This is a genomic window from Halococcus sediminicola, from assembly GCF_000755245.1.
In the GTDB taxonomy this organism is placed as follows: domain Archaea; phylum Halobacteriota; class Halobacteria; order Halobacteriales; family Halococcaceae; genus Halococcus; species Halococcus sediminicola.
Genome location: NZ_BBMP01000022.1, coordinates 1 through 17006, shown reverse-complemented (window position 1 = coordinate 17006; position 17006 = coordinate 1). Strand labels below are relative to the sequence as shown.

Genomic DNA, 17006 nt, shown 5'->3' with positions numbered 1-17006 from the left:
CATGATCGGACTCCTCAAATCGATGGCGACGACGATGAGACACGCACTCGACGGCTCCACCTTTACCGTCGAGTACCCCGATACCGCACCCGAGGTCAGCCCCCGTTTCAGGGGCGTTCACAAGTTCTCACAGGAGCGCTGCATCTGGTGTCGCCAGTGTGAGAACGTCTGCCCGAACGACACCATCCAGATCGTGATGGACGAACAGCGAAACGGCGAACAATACAACCTCCACATCGGCCAGTGCATCTACTGCCGACTCTGCGAGGAAGTTTGCCCCGTGGATGCGATCCTCCTGACACAGAACTTCGAGTTCACGGGCGATACGAAGGACGACCTCGCGCTCAACAAAGAGCAGTTGAAGAACGTTCCGTGGTACAAGGACATCGACCCGCTCGAATCCAGAGAGCCCGATCGCGGAGCGTGGATCGGCGAGGGCGAAGGCGAGATCGACTACCAGTAGTCCGTTCCACAGCGGGCGAATAGTTATACCTCATCGAATCGTTGCTCCAGCGAACGAAGGGTGTGTAACGAGATGTCTACATCGGAACCAACCGACGGAGAGAGCGAAGCCGACGCCGAGACGGCCGCGTTCATCAAGGATTCTTCGAAACGGACGGCGGTGCTTGAACGACTCGTCGCCGGGCCGGCCAGTGCGGCCGATGTCGCTGACAGGGACGCACCGAGCATCGAAGGTGTGCGCGGCGTATCGGGAACCCTGGGCGTCAGCGACACGCAATCGACGGCCGAGGAACTACGCGATCGGGGACTGGTCGAACTACTCGTCGATGGCGACACGCGTGTCTATAGCCTCACGGCGAAGGGCGAGCGGATCCTGTTCACGCTCACATGGGACGAGCAGTGATCACCACCTGACGAGTTTTCGACCACGAGCGGTTCGTTGGGAAGTGAGTCGATGGCGGGGAGTGCGTCGCCGACGACTATTCGGCGTCGCCCTCGAAGTCGCCGCCGTAGCGCATGAAGAAGTAGGCGAGACCGAGCGTCGAGAACAGCAGACTCGTCGCGGCGACGCCGATGCTTTTGGCGAAGCCGGGGATGGGTGGTTCGGAGGACCCGCTGCTGGCACCGCCTTCCTGGACCGTGATACTGCCGACCATTCCGGCCGATTCGTGTGGCGTACAGACGTACTCGTTCGTCCCGGTTTCCTGGAAGGGCGAGGTCGTGAAACTGAAGCCCTGGTCCTCGATGGGCTGGTGGCCCCAGTCGCCCTCGCTCGGGTTCACGTTGTGCCCGCTCGAATCCCAGACGAACTTCACCGGCGTGCCGGGTGCGACCGTCAGTTCCGCGGGTTCGAAGGTGAGTGCGCCGCCGGGACCCACGGTGACCTCCTTGGCCGATCCGCCACCCCCCTCTTGGGCCGCGGCCGTGCCGCTCGCGCCCGCGACGGCCGCCGTCCCCGCGGCCGTCCTGAGAAAGCCGCGTCGACTCACACTGCTATCGGCGTCGGTGTCGTCCATGTCCGGCCCTATCGGGCCGATGCTACTGAACATTACGATGGCCCGCGCTATTCGAGCGCGCTCGCGGCGCGAATCACGTCCCGTTCGCCGAAGGCCGGCCCGACGAACTGTGCGCCGACCGGGAGACCGTCGGCAGTCCCGGCCGGCACCGAGATCGCCGGCAGATCGGCAAGGTTTACGGGTACCGTGTTGGCGTCCATCAAGTAGTGCTGGAGCGGGTCGTCCAGACTCGCGCCGAGTTTCGGCGGCAGGACGGGCATCGTGGGCGACGCGAGCACGTCCGCCTCGGCGAGCGCCCGGTCGAAGTCCTGCTTGATCCACGCGCGCGCGTCCTGGGCTTTCTGGTAGTATCTGTCGTGATAGCCGGCCGAGAGCGCGTAGGTCCCCAACAGAATCCGGCGCTTGACCTCGGGACCGAACCCCGTCTCGCGCGCGCGGGCGAACGCGTCGTTCCAGTCGCCGTCGAACCCGCCCGATTCACCGTCAGTCCGCTTCGCTTCCTGACGAGCCTCCGGCTCGCTTTGCTCGCCGGAAATCCCGTAGCGAACGCCGTCGAACCGTGCGAGATTCGACGAGGCCTCGGACATGGCGATGACGTAGTACGCCCCCACGGCGTGGGCGAGCGATTCGAGTTCGATCTCTCGGATCTCGGCTCCCCGGTCTTCGAGGTCCGCAATCGATTCCTCGAACACCGACGCGACGCGCTCGTCGGCCCCGTCGACGAGGTCCGTGAGGACGCCGATGGTAGTTCCCGCGACGTCGCCGTCGGCGGCGCTCGCGTACTCGGAACCCGCGCCCTCCGAGCGGGTCGTCGCGTCGCGGTCGTCCGGGCCGGCGATGACGTCGAGCAGCCCGGCCGCACCCTCCACTGTGGGCGCGAGCGGGCCGATCTGTTCCAAGGAGTTCGCGTAGGCGACGAGACCGTACCGGGAGACGAGTCCATACGTGGGTTTGATGCCGACCACCCCGCAGAAGGCGGCCGGACAGCGCACCGACCCCCCAGTATCGGAGCCGAGCGCGAGGTCGGCCTCGCCGGCGGCGACGGCGGCCGCGCTCCCGCCCGAGGAGCCACCCGGCACTCGCTCCTCGTCGACGGGATTCGTCGTCGGGCCGAAATGCGAGGTTTCAGTGGTGGTGCCCATCCCGAACTCGTCCATGTTGGTCTTGCCGACGACCGTCGCGCCCGCCTCTTTGAGCCGCTCGATGACGGTGGCGTCGTACGGTGGAACGTACTCGGCGAGCATCGCCGAGCCACAGGTCGTGCGGATTCCCTCGGTACTGATGTTGTCCTTGACGGCGACCCGCTTGCCGTCGAGCGGTCCATTCGACTCGCTTTCGATGTCCGTGCGGGTGATGAAGGCGTCGCTCATCCGACCGGCGGCCCCTCGAAGTAGCCGTCCTCGGTCTCGGGTGCGTTTCGGAGTGCCTCGGCCTGCGAGAGTCCCTCGTGGACCTCGTCGGTGCGCAGGACGTTCACGAGGTCCGGTTCGGACTCGGTTTCGGGGACTTCGTCGAGCGTCTCGAAGTACTCCAGCACGTCGGCGAACTGCGTGGCGAATCTTTCGACTTCATTCTCGTCGAGGTCGACCCGCGCGAGGGCGGCCACGTGCCGGACCGTCGCCGGGTCGACGCTCGCATCGGTCATACCGGGGAGCGGCGAGCACCGCCACTAAGCGTTTCGAAAGCGCACGCCCGCCGCGCGACGGTCTCCCATAGAGCCGGAGTGAGCCGGTGCTTTATCCGTCTTTTTACTACTAGGAGGATAAAATACTTATGCAGATGGTGGCTGAGTCAATACATGCCATCCGGTAACAATCGATATGGTATCGATGGACGAACGACGAACTTCTCCGCCCGCCGTCGAAAATTCCTGAAAGCACTCGGTCTCGGCGGCGCGGCCGGTCTCGCCGGATGTTTGGGTGGGGGTAGTGGTGGCGGCAACGGTGGCGGCTCGAATGGCTCCGGCGGACAGGGCAACCAGTCGGGTGGGCAAGGCCAGTCGGGCAAGCGGACGGTCGGCGGCAACTACATTGTCGGCGACCAGACCGGGATCACCACGATGAACTGGCTGCAGGTCGACGACCAGCCGACGGCCAACCGCATCCGCCTGCTGCTCGATTACCCCTATACTATCACCAAGGACAAGGAGATATTCCCGCTCCTGGCGAAGGACGTCTCGACCGACGACGACCGGACCTACACGGTGACGCTCCGCGAGAACCTCAAGTGGGGAGCGGGCTACGGCCAGATGACCGCCGAAGACTGGGTCTACCAGATCAAGAACGTCTTTCAGGCACAGCCGAACTGGTCGGGGTTCACCGGCCAGAGCGACTGGCTGACCGACGAGGGCAAGCCGATTCCGGTCGAGAAGAGAGGTAAGCTAAAATTCGACATCAACCTCCAGAAGCCCGACCCCGCCTATCTCCTCCGGCCGAGCCTCTCGGGCGCGTGGTGTATGCCGAAGGAACTGGTGAAGAAGTACGTGCCGAAGAAGGACGCGGAGGGGCTGAAAAAGGACAAGGAGATCCAGAACGTCGCGTATTCGGGCAACCTCGGTCCGTACAGTTTCGGCCGCCTCAACCGCGAATCGGAGTTCGTCGCCAAGCGAAACGAGAACTACTACCTCCGCGACGCCGGCGACGTCCCGAAAGCCTGGCAGGACGTTCCGTACTTCGATCAGTACACCTACAAGGTCATCCCCGAGCAGAGCACGCGCCTCTCGGCGCTCAAGTCGGGCGACATTACCGAAGCGGGTGTCGCCGCGGCGAAGGTCGAGCAGTTCAAAGGCCGCCAGGGGATCACCGTCCAGGAGATCAAACAGCCCTATCTGACGATGATCTTCTACAACCAGCGCAAGAACGGCTGGAAACCGTTCCGCAAGCAGTCGGTTCGGCGCGCGCTCTCGTACGCAGTGGACAAAAAGAGCGTCGTCGAGAACATCTTTCGGGGCTACTCCGAGGTCGCCCACACCTTCCAGCCCCAGTGGTCGGAGTGGTACGACGATTCGAAGGTGCTAAAGACGGGCGTGGGAAAGAAGTTCGGTCCCGAAAAAGCCCGCTCGAAGCTCGAAAGCGCGCTTTCGGGGACCGACTACAGCTACGACGGCGATACGCTCACTGGGCCGGACGGGAAGGTGACGCTCAACCTCGTCATCACCACGTCGAGCGACACGGTGAAGACGTTCGCACAGTATATGAAACAGGCCTACGGGAAGATCGGTATCGACGTCTCGATCGATCCGGTGAAGTTCAACACGATTTCGAACAAGTATCTCTCGAACAGCTATCAGGGCGGCGGCGAGCCGAAGTGGAACAAGGGCGGCTACAACGGTGGCGGTCGCGACGAGTCGGTCAGCCAGCAGTCCTGGGACATGCTGGTCGGGGTCATCCTGAATACGTATCCGCTCACGCCCTCCGACACCGACGTCTTCTTTACGAAGAAAGGTAGCGCGAACTACACCGGTTACTATCCCGATGCGGACTTCGATTCGCTGTACGACAAGGCGTCGTCGGCGACGAACGAGCAAAAGCGCCAGAATATCTATGCGGAGATATTCGGCAAACTCAGCAAGGAACAGCCCTACAACTTCGTGAGCATGGGATCGGACATCTACGGCTATCAGGACGCCGTGCAGGGGCCGCCCGACGGCGAGAGTCCGTATCTCGGCAACTGGAACGACTGGACGTGGAGCTTCAAGCAGCAGTGATGACGGAGCACGCGTGAACGACCAACTCACACCGAGACGGAGTGAACGGCGATGAGCATGGCGTGGTACGTCGCCCGGCGGGTCGGCTGGGCGGTCGTGGTCGCCTTTCTCATCGTGAGCGTCACCTTCGGTCTCCTCCAGCTCTCGCCGGACCCGGGGCTCGCACAGGCGAAACTCCAGGCGACCCAGACGGGTGGGGACACCCAGTCGGCCGCGCAGGCCTACAAGCAGGCGCGCGGCCTCGACAAGCCCGTCTGGGAGCGGTACGTCAACTACGTCGGCAACGTCGCCACCGGCCACTGGGGCTGGTCCGATACCAGATCACAGCCCGTCTCGGCGGCGATACTCGATGCGTATCCGTTCACCCTGATGTACAGCGTGCCGTCGGTGATTCTCTCGACGATTCTCGGGATGGGCATCGGCCTGTATTCGGCGACCCACCAGTACACCAAAAGCGACTACGCCGCGACCTTCCTCGCCTTCTTCGGCGTCAGCATCCCGAACTTCTGGTTCGGCATCGTTCTCCTGTTGGTTTTCGGCGTCGGATTGGGCTGGTTTCCCATCCTGTTCGACCCGAACCTGCCGACGTTCTCGCTGTCGAACCTCAGACAGTTGGTGCTCCCGATAATCGTCCTCACGACGGGCGCGATGGCGAGTCAGATGCGCTACGCCCGGGCCGAGTCGCTCGAATACGTCGGCGCGACGTTCGTCAAGACCGCCCGCGCGAAGGGTGCCGACTCCCGGCGCATCACCTTCCGTCACGTCTTCCGCCCGGCGCTCGTGCCGCTCTCGACGATCCTCGTCGGCGACGTCCTGGCGCTGCTCATCTCCTCGTCGGTGCTGGTCGAGGTGGTCTTCGGCATCCCGGGACTCGGACGGCTCGTCTTCGACGCCATCGAACAGCAGGACACCGCGCTGGTGCTCGGCACGACGTTCATCTTCGTGACCATCGGCGTCATCGGCAACCTGCTGCAGGACCTCGCGTACACCGTGGTGGACCCACGGATCGACTTCAGTGATCGATAATGGCGACGGATCACTCACCCGATGACCGATTCGAGGAGATCGACTGGGATGCGGTCGGCGAGCGCCGCCAGTCGATGCCGAAACGGACGCTCGCGTTCGTCGCCTCGCTCGTCGCCTACGTCGTCCTCATCGCAGCCAGCTACGTCGATCCCGTCGGCGATATCGTGTCGATTCCGGGGCTCGCGGCGGTCAGCGCTGCCGACTGGATGTTCGTCCTGACACTTTTGGTACTAGTCTTCTACGCGGTGGTCCCGCTCGCCACCAACCGGCGGATGACGCGGTACTACTGGCGCGAGTTCAAGAAGAACACCGCCGCCGTCGTGAGTCTGGCGTTCCTGCTCAGTGTGCTCGCCGTCGGCATCGTCGGTCCGATGGTGCTCGGCTATCCCGCGGTCGACGTGCTCGCTTCGTATCAGCCCCCGGTCGGCCTCTCCGTCTCACAGGACGTCCCCGTGGGCTGTGTCGGCTCCGTCGCCGACGGTCAGTGCCAAGGGACGTGGGAACACCCGCTCGGGACGACCGGCGAGGGCAAGGACATCTTCAAGATGATCGTCTTCGGGATGCGCGTGAGCATGGAAGTCGGGCTCGTCGGCATGCTGATTCAGGTCGTCCTCGGGACCGTCGTCGGTACGACCGCCGCGTACTTCGGCGGGATCGTCGACGAACTGCTCATGCGCTACGTCGACGTCCAGATCTCCTTCCCGCAGTTCATCCTCTTCTTACTACTGTTGTACATCCTCGGGGGGAGTCTGGTGTTGCTCATCGGTATCTTCGGCTTCTTCGGCTGGGGTGGCATCGCCCGCCTCGTCAGGAGCGAGGCGCTCCAGCGCCGCGAGGAGGAATACTTCCGGGCGGCCGAGGGGGCCGGCGCGAACACGGGCTACATCATCCGTCGCCATCTCGTGCCGAACGTCTCGAACACCGTCATCACGGCGGCAACGCTCGGCATTCCGGTCTTGATCCTCGCCGAGGCGTCCTTTTCGTTCCTCGGACTGACCGACCCGACGGTTCCCTCGTGGGGGCAGGTCATCGCGGCCGGGCGGGGCGACCTCGCGAGCGCGTGGTGGATCTCGACGATCCCGGGCTTCTTCCTGTTCGCGACCATCATGGCGTTCAACTTCCTCGGCGACGCACTGCGGGACGCACTCGATCCACGACAGGAGCGTACTGAATGACCGAACCACTACTCGCGGTCGACGACCTCACGACTCGCTTTCACACCGACGACGGCATCGTTCGCGCGGTCGATGGCGTGAGTTTCACCGTCGAGCGTGGCGAGACGGTCTGTATCGTCGGCGAGAGCGGGTCGGGCAAGACGGTCACGAGCGAGTCGATCACTCGCCTCGTCCAGTCGCCACCGGGCGAGATTTCCGACGGTGACGTCCGTTTCGAGGGCCGGAGCATCCTCGGCATGGGCAAGTCCGAACTCCGGGAGATACGTGGGGGGTCGGTCGGTCACGTCTTCCAGAACCCACAGGACGCGCTCAACCCGGTCTACACCGTCGGCTGGCAGATCGTCGAGGCCATCCGGCTCCATCGCGACGTCGGCAAGCGTGCCGCTCGCGAGCACGCGGTCGAACTCCTCGACAGGGTGGGTATTCCCGACGCACCCGCCCGCTTCGACGACTACCCACACGAGTTCTCCGGCGGGATGAAACAGCGCGTCGTGATCGCGATGGCGCTCGCGTCGAACCCCGATTTGCTGATCGCCGACGAACCCACGACGGCGCTCGACGTGACGATTCAAGCCCAGATCCTCCGTCTGCTCGGCGAGTTACAGGACGAGTTCGACATGGGGATCCTCCTCATCACCCACGACCTAAGCGTCGTCGCGGAGGTCGCCGATAGCGTCGTCGTGATGTACGCCGGCAAGGTGATGGAGTACGGCGACGTCTACGACGTCTTCGAGCAGCCGTCACACCCCTATACACGCGCGCTGTTCGACTGCCTTCCCGGTCGGGGCAAAGCGGTGGAGACCATCGGTGGGACGCTGCCGAGCGCGACCGACCCGCCCGAGGGCTGTCGGTTCCATCCCCGCTGTCCTCACGCCATCGAGGACTGTACGATGGGCGACCAGCCACCGCTGACGCCGACCGAGCGTGATGGTCACACCGTCTCGTGTGTCTACTACCAACCGGGCTACGACGCCTCGACCATCACCGACGAGACGCAGGAACCGGGCTACGCCGACGGGGGGAAGCCGTGACCGACCACCTCCTCTCGGTTCGGAACCTGACGAAACACTACCCGATCACCGAAGGCGTGCTGCGGCGCGAAGTCGGTCGGGTGCGTGCCGTCGACGGCATCGATTTCGACCTCGCACGCGGCGAGACGCTCGGTCTCGTCGGCGAGAGCGGGTGTGGGAAATCGACGGCCGCAACGACGCTGCTCGGGTTCGAGGAGCCGACCGACGGCACGGTCACGTTCGACGGCACGGACCTCGGTGACTGCGACACGGCCGAACTGAAGCGGTTCCGGCGGCGGGCGCAGATGGTGTTTCAGGACCCGAATTCGAGTTTCGACCCGCGGATGACCGTCGGCGAGTCGGTCGCCGAACCGCTCCGGGTGCACGGACTGCCCCGCGAACGCCGTCGGGCGGTCGTCAGGAACACTCTGGAGCGGGTCGGTCTCGACCGGACGGCCGCCAACCGCTACCCTCACGAGTTCTCCGGCGGGCAGAAACAGCGCATCGCGCTCGCCCGCGCGCTCGTGCTCAACCCCGACCTCATCGTGGCCGACGAACCCGTGAGCGCACTCGACGTGAGCCTCCAGGCCGAAATCCTCAGTCTCATCGACGATATCCAACGGGAGTTCGGTCTCGCGATCCTGTTCATCAGTCACGACATGAGCGTCATCAGACAGGTATGTGACCGGGTCGCGGTGATGTATCTCGGCGAGATCGTCGAGATCGGTCCGACCGAGACGGTGTTCGTCGACCCTCAACATCCCTACACGCAGGCGCTGTTGGGGTCGATTCCGACACCTGACCCGCGCGAGCGCGGTGGCGGTGTCGAACTCGTCGGCGACGTGCCGAGTCCTGCGGACCCGCCCGATGGCTGTCGGTTCCACACCCGCTGTCCATCGGTCATCCAACCCGACGAGTACGACTTCGACCAGGAGAACTGGCGGAGCGTGATGGACTTCAGAACCCGACTCGGGAACCGACAGGTCGAACCCGGTTCGATACGCGAGGTACTCGTCGCGGAGGGCGACGCCACCGACGAGGAAGCCGTGAGCGACGCGGCGGTGGCGACGGCCATCCGCAATGAGTTCGGGATCCCCGAGTCGCTCACCGACCCGGCGGCCGAGTCGGTGCTCGCCGACGCCATCGAGAGCGTCGTTGCCGGCGCGTTCAACGCCGCCGAGCGGTCTCTGGCCGCCGAATTCGAGACGGTCTGTGAACGCGAACATCCCGAACTCCGGGCCACCGACGCCGCGCAACCGGCGGCCTGCCACCTCCACGACCGCTCGGTGACCGATCACGAACCCTCGGTGCCGTCGGTCGACGACTGAGACGGCTCAATCGACCCGTTCGCCACGGGTCACAACACCGAAAGCCACGGCCATCGTCTCCGGAACATGGAGACGACCCGGCATTTCACGGCAACAGTGTATCTCGTCAACGACGGCGCGACGGCGCTCCACGAGCATCCCACGCTCGGGATTCGCCTCCCGCCGGGCGGGCACGTCGACCGCGACGAACTCCCTCACGAGGCGGGCCTGCGCGAGGTACACGAGGAGACCGGATTGAACGCCGAACTCGCCGGTAGTTCGCCGAATATCGACGCGCCTAGTGGGAAGGCGCTACCACAACCGCGCTATCAGATGCTCTACGACATCGACGTCCATCCCGACGGCCGGGTGAGTCACCAGCACGTCGACCACGTGTATTTCGCGCGCGTCGGGAATCGGACGATTGCCCCCGAGGGTGACGACGAACCGGGGTCCGAGGCGTGGCGGTGGTACACGTCCGACGAACTCCGCGCGAGCGACGTCGACGCCGACACGATGGAAATCGGGTGTGAGGCGATCGAGGTGGCCGAGTAGCTACAGTAGGCTCGTGAGTCGGCTTTTGATGCGACGCTTGACGCCGCCGCCGGCCTGTCGGAGGCTGATGCGCCACGGCGTGCGCTTGCCGATGACCTCGGTCCGACCCGCCCGAATCCCGTCGAGGACGCCCGTGGGCGTGCGCTCGGTCGCGCCGACGTTCGTCACGGCTTGGCCGACCATCTCGGCGATGTGGGCGTCGCTGCCGGCGGTCATCGGGAGGTCGTGCGCGCGGGCGAACCGTCCGGCGCGGCGGTTCGAGCGGCCAGTCAGGAGCCGCGAGTTGTAGATCTCGATGGCGTCGGCACTCGCCAGTTCCGCGTCCGTGATGTGGGGGGCGACGCCGCTGCGCGAGCGCTGGAAGGGATGGGGCACGACCGCGATTCCATCTTGTTCGTGGATGTGCTCGATGGTCTCGGTGAACGGCAGGCCGGCCGGAACGCGTTCGTGAATGCCGAGCGCGAGCACGTGGCCGGCGGCGCTCGTCACTTCGGAGCCGGGGATTCCCACCAGCCCGTAGTCGGCGGCGCGCTCGGCGGCCGCGAGGCTGGCGTCGATTTCGTCGTGGTCGGTCACCGCGAGCGCGTCGAGTCCGACGGCCTCGGCCTGCGAGAGCAGCAGTTCGACGGGGTCGCGGCCGTCGAAGGACAGTTCCGAATGACAGTGAAGCTCGGCCGACAGCACGGGCGTGATTTCGGGCGCTGGAGCAAAAACCCCCCGGTATCGGTCGCGTCGGCGGTTGCAGGCCATCGAACGGGAGTTATTCGTGCTCGAATCGTGGCGGAAAATATCAAAAAAGATGTATCTACTTGAAAATGCTATGTAGTCGGTAGTGACAGCAATGACGAACCGTTCACATGACATGGGGGTGACGAAAGGATACGAGGAGCTACTGACCGAAGCCATCGCCGAAATCACGACGTATTCGGTCGAGCAAGCAATCGACCGGCTCGGCGACGCGGTGTTCGTCGACGTCCGCGACGCGCCGGAACTCGATGCGAACGGACGGATTCCGGGGGCGATTCACGCCTCGCGCGGGATGTTGGAGTTCCACATCGACCCCGAAAGCCCCTATCACATCGAGGAGTTCGCGTCGGACGAGGAACTGCTCTTTTACTGTGCGGTCGGTGGACGGTCGGCACTCGCTGTACAGACGGCTCAGGAGATGGGGCTGTCCGGGGTCGCGAACGTCGCCGGCGGCTTCGAGGCGTGGACCGAGGCGGACGGTCCGGTGGCGGACGCCTGAGGGTCCGAGCGGAGGCCATCCACAACCGCTTTCATGGCCCGCTCGTAACGGCGGCCAATGACCCTCTCGGCGGACGACCGCGATCGCGTCACCCGCGAACTCGGCCGTGAACCGACGCGCGCGGAGACCGCGCTGTTCGAGAACCTCTGGAGCGAGCACTGTGCCTACCGTTCCTCGCGGCCGCTGCTGTCGGCGTTCGAGAGCGAGGGCGAGCACGTGGTGATGGGGCCGGGCGACGACGCCGCCGTGGTCACGCTACCGAATGAAGAGCTGTACATCACGTTCGGCATCGAGAGCCACAACCACCCCTCCTACGTCGACCCCTACGACGGTGCGGCCACAGGCGTCGGCGGCATCGTCCGCGATACGCTCTCGATGGGTGCGTATCCGATCGCGCTGCTCGATTCGCTGTATTTCGGTGACTTCGACCGCGAACACTCGCGCTACCTCCTCGATGGCGTCGTTGAGGGGATCGCCGACTACGGCAACGCAATCGGCGTTCCCACGGTCGGCGGCAGTCTCGCCTTCCATGAAGGCTACGAGGGCAACCCGCTCGTCAACGTCGCCTGTGTCGGACTTCTCCCGCCCGATCGCCTGCTCACCGCCGAGGCTCAGCACGCCGGGAACAAACTCGTGCTCGTCGGCAACGCGACCGGACGCGATGGATTAGGCGGTGCGAGCTTCGCGAGCGAGGATTTGGGTGAGGACGCCGCGACCGAGGACCGCCCCGCCGTCCAGGTCGGCGACCCCTACGCCGAAAAACGACTCGTCGAAGCCAACGAGGCTCTCGTCGACGAGGGACTCGTCGAATCGGCCCGCGACCTCGGCGCGGCGGGACTCGGCGGGGCCTCCTCGGAACTCGTCGCCAAGGGCGATCTCGGCGCGCGCATCGATCTCGAAACCGTGCACCAGCGCGAACCGGGGATGAACGCGCTCGAAATCCTGCTCGCCGAGTCACAAGAGCGGATGTGCTACGAGGTGGCCCCCGAGAACACCGACCGAGTGGAAGACATCGCCGCGCGCTTCGACCTCGGCTGTTCGGTCATCGGCGAAGTAACTGGGGGGAACTACACCTGCCTGTTCGACGGCGAGACCGTGGTGGATGTCCCGGCGGAGTTCCTCGCCGACGGCGCACCGGCGAACGACCTCCCCGCCGAACGACCCACCGAACCCACCCGCAATCTCCCCGCAACGGACCTCGAAACGGCGTTCGAGCAGGTGGTGCGAAGTCCGAACACCGCGAGCCGCGAGTGGATCTATCGCCAGTACGACCACGAGGTCGGCCTCCGCACCGCCCGCGGACCGGGCGACGACAGCGCCGTGTTGGCGATCCACGAGACCGATACTGGGCTCGCGCTCTCGGTGGGCGCGGAGCCGCACTGGACCGCGGCCAACCCCCACGAGGGTGCGCGCGCAGTCGCGCTCGAAAACGCCACGAATCTCGCCGCGAAGGGTGCGACGCCGCTGGCGGCTGTCGACTGCCTCAACGGCGGCAATCCCGAGAAACCCGACGTCTACGGTGGGTTCTCGGCCATCGTCGACGGGCTTGCGGAGATGTGCGAAACCTTGTCCGTGCCGGTCGTCGGCGGCAACGTCTCGCTGTACAACGACTCGGCGGCGGGCGCGATTCCACCGACGCCGACGCTCGCGATGGTCGGCGCGCGCGAGGGCTACCACGCCCCGCCGACGGAACTCGTGGGCGAGGGCACAGTCGTAGTGATCGGCGACCGTGCCCTCGCCGGCCACGAGACGGGACTCGGCGGCTCCCAGTATCTCGCACTCGCGGGTGGAACCGACCGCTTCCCGACGCTGCCCGAGGACTCGGGCGAGCTAATCGAGACGCTCGCCGCGGTGGCCGACCGTGAGGAAACGCTCGCCGTTCACGACGTGAGTCATGGTGGTCTCGCGGTGGCGCTCGCCGAGATGATCTCCGGAGATGCGGGCGCAGCAGTCGAACTCGACGGCTCGGCGAGCGCCGCCGAGCACCTGTTTCACGAACAGCCGGGGCGGGCAGTCATCGAGACGACGGATCCTGCGGGGGTTCGTGAGGCCTTCTCCGGGGTGGCCCCTGTTCACGAACTCGGCACGGCGACCGATTCGGGGCGGCTCGACCTCGCCATCGACGGGACCGAACTGTCAGTTTCGGCCGATGCAATCGCCGAGCGGCGTTCCACCCTCGAACACACGATGGACTGATTCAGGTCCCCGCCATCGCTCGCTCGATCGCCCTGTCGATGGGCGTGTGTGCGACCGTGACGAACTCGTCGATGGCCCCCTCCCTGACGACGACCGTGTTGTCGAGACCCTCCATGAGCGGCGCGACGACGGTCTCGGGGACGTCGGTGAGGCGGGCGAGCCACCGCGCCGAAACGTGCTCGTTCAGCCACGGCACGCCGGCGACGAACAGCCAGCAGCCGTGCGCGCGCGCCGTGCGCTGGAGGAGGTCGGCGTAAGTGAGGACCGTCGGACCGCCGATGTCGAACGACTTGCCGCGGGTCTCGGGCGCGTCGAGCACCGCGCTGAGATAGCCGACCACGTCGTCGATGGCGATCGGCTGGCAGTCCGTTCGCACTCCGGTGGGAAGTGGCAGGACGAACACCGGGGGCAGGTGTGCGACGAACTGGCGCACCATCTCGAAACTCGCCCCACCAGCGCCGACGATGACCGCCGCTCGGAGGGTGGTCAAATCGTACTCGCCCGCGCCGAGCAGCCGCTCGACCTCGTGGCGCGAGCGGAGATGTGGCGAGAGCGCGTCGGATTCGCGGCCGAGACCGCCGAGATATATCACCCGCGAGCAGTCGGCGGCGCTCGCCGCGCGCGCGAAGTGCCGCGCCGCACGGCGGTCGCGTTCGACGAAATCGGTCGCGTCCATCGAGTGAACCAGATAGTACGCCGCCGCACAGCCCTCGAAGGCGTCCTCGAAGCTTCCCGGCTCGAGCAGGTCGCCCTCGACGACGCGGGCCGGCGGGCCGTCGTAGCGCGCGGCGTTTCGAGTGATGACGGTGAGGTCGTGGCCGGCCGCGGCGAGGGTGGAGGCGAGTCGCCCGCCGACGAAGCCCGTCGCGCCGGTCACCAGCACACGCATTGGTGTCCCGAGCGGTTGAGTCCGCATAACACCTCCCACTCACGGCGCTCGCGCTCTCGGTCGAAAAGTAGCGGGGACGAGGATGGGGAGGGGTGTGGTGATGCCAGGCAACGGAGTCGCCCCCACTGGCGCGGAGCCTCGGCGGCTCCGATTTCGGATGGCTATGGTGTTGTAATAAGCTTTGTGTGGGTTGGCGCGATCGATTCTCAATCGGGGTCGTGGAGGACGAACTCGATGCGTTCGGTGTCGGCCCCCTTGGACGCGCGCTCGACGATCTCCAACTCGCCGAGTTCGCCGAGGCCGTCGACGTGCGTGCCGCCGCAGGGACAGATATCGATGTCGCCGATCGAGACCGCCCGCAGCGGGTCGACGTTCTCGGGAATCAAATCGAGGTTCGTCCGTCCGTCGGGCGTTTCGGCTTCGAGCGCCGCCCGCGAGCGGTTCGCCTTTTCGACGGGCAGATCCCGATCGATGAGCGCGTTCGCACGCTCCTCGATGTCCCGAAGGTCTCGCTCGTCGAAATCGGCCGGCGCGAAGTCGATGCGCGCGTGGTCCGCGTATATCTGGTTGCCGGCGGTGCTCGCGCCGTACTCGTCGAGGACGACCTTCGAGACCACGTGTTGGGCGGTGTGATAGCGCATATGGGCGTGGCGGCGTTCCCAGTCGAGTTCGCCGTGCACAGTTATGTCCTCCTCCGGGAGGTCCCCTTCGACCGTGTGTCGGATCTCGCCGTGGTCCTTCCTGACGTCGACGACGCGCGCTTCGCCACTGTCCCACGAGAGGCTGCCGTGATCCGGTGGCTGTCCGCCGCCTTCCTTGTAAAAGAGCGTCCTGTCGAGCACTACTGTTCGATCCGCGTCGTCGACGTCCGTGACGCGGGCGTCGAACGCGCGGCGGTACTCCTCGTCGGGCAGATAGAGTTGCTCGGTCACGGGACGACATCGGGACGAACGGATATGGCTGTTCCCCTGTGATCGGCCGTCCACAGCCGTCGGCTGACGCGCGTCTGACGGGGTATTATGATGGTGGGTTCAAATCTGAAGATATGTCACGTCGCCACCGCCGCCCCGGCTCGTCGGGGGGGTTCGCCGGTGCGAATCGCCTGGTTAGCACGGAAAGGGTCGACCGCGCCAGCGTCGTCGGGAGCGCGCCGATAATCGCCGGCACGGGAGTCGTCCTGAGCCGCGCGGTCGCCATCGTCCTCGCCGGGGCGTCCGGTCTCACCTTCCTCTGGGGACTGGTCATCGGCCTCGCCCTCGCCACCGCCGGCGTCATCGTGCTCGCCTCGACCGAAACTGACTCGCGGCTGGGTCGGCCGGCCCACCGCGTCGAACGGATCCCGTTCACGACGGCCGGCGGAGTCCTGTTGCTGTCGTTGCTCACCGGTGTCGTCCTCGGGACCGTTCTGTAGCTCCCCGACACCTCCTCGATCGTACGGCATTTTCGAGTCACAGTCGCTCCGCTTTCGTTTCGTGCGAACGTATAGTGAGTCGAACGCATAGCTTTTTGTTTCATCGCGCAGGCTCCACATACAGCCGAAATACGAACGAATCCAACCATGTATCCGATGAACCAAGCCGGCGATTGATGGACGGAGCGTTCTTCGAGCGGGCGGTGGGTGGACTGGCGGTGGTGGACCCGATAGAGCGCCACCGATATGTGCTCTCGACGGGAGCGGTCAGTCCGGAGCCGTGCGCCACCGAGGAGTTCCGGTTTCCGGTCGACAGCGCCGTCTCGATCCGGACGGATTCGATAGCGCTACCCAGCGTGGTGTCAGTGCACGTCCGTGACGAGAGCGGAACGGTGGTGGCCCACGCCGAACATCACGCTAGCGAAGACCTCCTGGCTGGCGAGTACACCGTGGAGGTGAGCGCGCCGGTGAAACTCTATTTCGAAATCGACAGCTCCCTCCGGATCGAGGCCGACGCCGAGGAGATGGTCTTCGCGTTCGGCGAGCGGACGGACGTGGCGCTCGGCGCGCGCTCGCATCACGAGCGGCCGGCGGTGACGGTGCAGACGCCAGCGGATCCGGAGGCGATGATGCAGGCGGTGTCGACGTTCGGGTCGGCGCTCAAAACGACGAGTCCGGAGCGCTCCTATCCCACGCTGCGGGGACACCCACCGACAGTCGAACTGGGCGAGTCGCTGGAGTTGGCGGGACTGGAACCACCCGCAACGGGTGTGACCATCGAGATCCCGCCGGAGTACGATGCGATCTACGTGGTCGCGCCGCTTTCGTACTATCTGGGTGCGCGGATCGTACCGGGTGCGGAGCCGCTGGTGCGGACCGAGCGCGGGTTCGAGTACGGGTTGGCGGGTCCGGAGGGGTTCGAGGAGACGGTCGCGCGCACGCTCAAGCAGGTGTTCTTGCTCGACTGTCTCACCCGTACCGAGGGATTTACCTTTTTCTTTTACACA

Annotated in this window: 17 protein-coding genes and 1 pseudogene; 12 read left to right on the top strand and 6 right to left on the bottom strand. The window is 65.4% G+C overall.

Annotated elements, in window-relative coordinates:
- The first annotated feature begins 1 nt into the window (after nucleotide 1).
- Entirely contained in the window at nucleotides 2–463 is a 462-nt protein-coding gene (locus ACP97_RS09210) for a NuoI/complex I 23 kDa subunit family protein (protein WP_049997546.1), read from the top strand.
- A gap of 72 nt (nucleotides 464–535) precedes the next feature.
- Complete coding sequence (locus ACP97_RS09205) at nucleotides 536–865, top strand: helix-turn-helix domain-containing protein (protein WP_049997545.1); 330 nt, start codon at nucleotides 536–538, stop codon at nucleotides 863–865.
- A gap of 76 nt (nucleotides 866–941) precedes the next feature.
- Here ACP97_RS09205 and ACP97_RS09200 read toward each other — a convergent pair whose 3' ends face one another.
- Genes ACP97_RS09200 through gatC form a run of 3 tightly spaced genes read right to left on the bottom strand, consistent with a single transcriptional unit; the run spans nucleotide 942 to nucleotide 3123 of the window.
- Nucleotides 942–1478 carry a plastocyanin/azurin family copper-binding protein gene (locus ACP97_RS09200; protein ID WP_049997544.1) on the bottom strand — a complete coding sequence of 179 codons (537 nt, stop codon included), beginning with the start codon at nucleotides 1476–1478 and terminating at the stop codon, nucleotides 942–944.
- Nucleotides 1479–1525: 47 nt separating this feature from the next.
- The gene (gatA, locus tag ACP97_RS09195; protein ID WP_049997543.1) at nucleotides 1526–2848 is read right to left on the bottom strand and encodes an Asp-tRNA(Asn)/Glu-tRNA(Gln) amidotransferase subunit GatA; all 1323 of its coding nucleotides are present in this window, start codon (nucleotides 2846–2848) and stop codon (nucleotides 1526–1528) included.
- Nucleotides 2845–3123 carry an Asp-tRNA(Asn)/Glu-tRNA(Gln) amidotransferase subunit GatC gene (gene gatC / locus ACP97_RS09190; protein WP_049997542.1) on the bottom strand — a complete coding sequence of 93 codons (279 nt, stop codon included), beginning with the start codon at nucleotides 3121–3123 and terminating at the stop codon, nucleotides 2845–2847. The genes gatA and gatC overlap by 4 nt, the downstream gene beginning before the upstream one ends.
- Nucleotides 3124–3276: 153 nt before the next feature.
- Between gatC and ACP97_RS09185 the strand changes: the two genes are divergently transcribed.
- The 6 genes from ACP97_RS09185 (at nucleotide 3277) to ACP97_RS09160 (ending at nucleotide 10257) form a co-directional block, all read left to right on the top strand.
- Nucleotides 3277–5184: an ABC transporter substrate-binding protein gene (locus ACP97_RS09185; protein ID WP_079977601.1), complete on the top strand. Its 1908-nt coding sequence runs from the start codon at nucleotides 3277–3279 to the stop codon at nucleotides 5182–5184.
- A gap of 57 nt (nucleotides 5185–5241) precedes the next feature.
- Entirely contained in the window at nucleotides 5242–6210 is a 969-nt protein-coding gene (locus ACP97_RS09180) for an ABC transporter permease (RefSeq protein WP_079977600.1), read from the top strand.
- Nucleotides 6210–7385, top strand: a complete 1176-nt coding sequence (locus ACP97_RS09175) for an ABC transporter permease (protein WP_049997540.1) — start codon at nucleotides 6210–6212, stop codon at nucleotides 7383–7385. Before ACP97_RS09180 ends, ACP97_RS09175 begins: the two co-directional genes overlap by 1 nt.
- Nucleotides 7382–8416 carry an ABC transporter ATP-binding protein gene (locus ACP97_RS09170; protein WP_049997539.1) on the top strand — a complete coding sequence of 345 codons (1035 nt, stop codon included), beginning with the start codon at nucleotides 7382–7384 and terminating at the stop codon, nucleotides 8414–8416. Before ACP97_RS09175 ends, ACP97_RS09170 begins: the two co-directional genes overlap by 4 nt.
- Nucleotides 8413–9723, top strand: a complete 1311-nt coding sequence (locus ACP97_RS09165) for an ABC transporter ATP-binding protein (protein ID WP_049997538.1) — start codon at nucleotides 8413–8415, stop codon at nucleotides 9721–9723. Before ACP97_RS09170 ends, ACP97_RS09165 begins: the two co-directional genes overlap by 4 nt.
- A gap of 66 nt (nucleotides 9724–9789) precedes the next feature.
- The gene (locus ACP97_RS09160) at nucleotides 9790–10257 is read left to right on the top strand and encodes an NUDIX hydrolase (RefSeq protein WP_049997537.1); all 468 of its coding nucleotides are present in this window, start codon (nucleotides 9790–9792) and stop codon (nucleotides 10255–10257) included.
- On the opposite strand, the gene ACP97_RS09155 is transcribed toward ACP97_RS09160, so the two are convergent.
- Nucleotides 10258–10941, bottom strand: a complete 684-nt coding sequence (locus tag ACP97_RS09155) for a PHP domain-containing protein (RefSeq protein ID WP_049997536.1) — start codon at nucleotides 10939–10941, stop codon at nucleotides 10258–10260.
- A gap of 157 nt (nucleotides 10942–11098) precedes the next feature.
- On the opposite strand from ACP97_RS09155, the gene ACP97_RS09150 reads away from it, so the two are divergent.
- On the top strand, nucleotides 11099–11503 hold the full coding sequence (locus ACP97_RS09150) for a rhodanese-like domain-containing protein (RefSeq protein WP_202593616.1): 405 nt from the start codon (nucleotides 11099–11101) through the stop codon (nucleotides 11501–11503).
- 57 nt (nucleotides 11504–11560) lie between these two features.
- Nucleotides 11561–13699, top strand: a complete 2139-nt coding sequence (purL, locus tag ACP97_RS09145) for a phosphoribosylformylglycinamidine synthase subunit PurL (RefSeq protein ID WP_049997534.1) — start codon at nucleotides 11561–11563, stop codon at nucleotides 13697–13699.
- 1 nt (nucleotide 13700) lies between these two features.
- Here the strand turns inward: purL and ACP97_RS09140 are convergent, their stop codons facing one another.
- On the bottom strand, nucleotides 13701–14588 hold the full coding sequence (locus ACP97_RS09140) for an NAD(P)H-binding protein (RefSeq protein WP_049997533.1): 888 nt from the start codon (nucleotides 14586–14588) through the stop codon (nucleotides 13701–13703).
- A 206-nt stretch (nucleotides 14589–14794) separates the two neighbouring features.
- On the bottom strand, nucleotides 14795–15520 hold the full coding sequence (locus ACP97_RS09135; RefSeq protein WP_049997532.1) for an alanyl-tRNA editing protein: 726 nt from the start codon (nucleotides 15518–15520) through the stop codon (nucleotides 14795–14797).
- A 113-nt stretch (nucleotides 15521–15633) separates the two neighbouring features.
- Between ACP97_RS09135 and ACP97_RS09130 the strand changes: the two genes are divergently transcribed.
- A complete protein-coding gene (locus ACP97_RS09130; protein ID WP_049997531.1) occupies nucleotides 15634–15999 on the top strand; it encodes a hypothetical protein in 366 nt (121 codons plus the stop codon).
- Between the two features lie 176 nt (nucleotides 16000–16175).
- Nucleotides 16176–17006: pseudogene (locus tag ACP97_RS09125) on the top strand (hypothetical protein); the annotation flags it as partial.